The sequence below is a fragment of the Tessaracoccus rhinocerotis genome, from assembly GCF_007197885.1.
In the GTDB taxonomy this organism is placed as follows: Bacteria; Actinomycetota; Actinomycetes; order Propionibacteriales; family Propionibacteriaceae; genus Arachnia; species Arachnia rhinocerotis.
On sequence record NZ_VKKG01000023.1, the window covers coordinates 1 to 654 of the forward strand.

1 protein-coding gene is annotated in these 654 nt (G+C 67.4%); it reads left to right on the forward strand.

The window, feature by feature from the left end; translation table 11 throughout:
* The coding region (locus tag FOJ82_RS15960) for an ISL3 family transposase (protein ID WP_143939484.1) at positions 1-648 on the forward strand (648 nt) is incomplete at its 5' end.
* Positions 649-654 lie beyond the last annotated feature (6 nt).

Consider the following 654-nt stretch of genomic DNA (forward strand, 5'->3'; position numbering starts at 1 on the left):
TCCTGGCGCCAAGCCGTGGAGGTGATTGCGATGGACGGATTCACCGGCTTCAAGACCGCCGCCACCGAAGAGGTCCCCGACGCGGTCGCGGTGATGGACCCCTTCCACGTCGTGCGTCTGGGCGGCGACGCGCTGGACCGGTGCCGCCGACGCATCCAACAGGAACTCCATGGCCACCGCGGCCGCACCGGTGACCCGCTCTACCGCGCCAGACGCACCCTCCACACCGGCGTCGACCTGCTCACCGCAAGGCAGGCAGCTCGCCTGCGGGCCCTGTTCGCCGGTGATGAACATGTCGAGGTCGAAGCCACCTGGGGGATCTACCAGCGCATGGTCGGCGCCTACCGCGAACCCGACCGTGCCCGGGGTCGCGAGCTCATGGCAGAGCTCATCGACGCTGTCAGCTCCGGCGTTCCCGCTGCGTTGGAGGAACTCACCACCTTGGGCCGGACCCTGAAGAAACGAGCCGCTGACGTGCTGGCCTACTTCGACCGTCCCGGCACCAGCAACGGCCCGACCGAAGCCATCAACGGCCGCCTCGAGCACCTCCGCGGTTCCGCACTAGGGTTCCGGAACTTGGCCAACTACATCGCCAGATCCCTACTCGAGACCGGCGGATTCAGACCCCAGCTACACCCTCGATTGTGAAGAGCC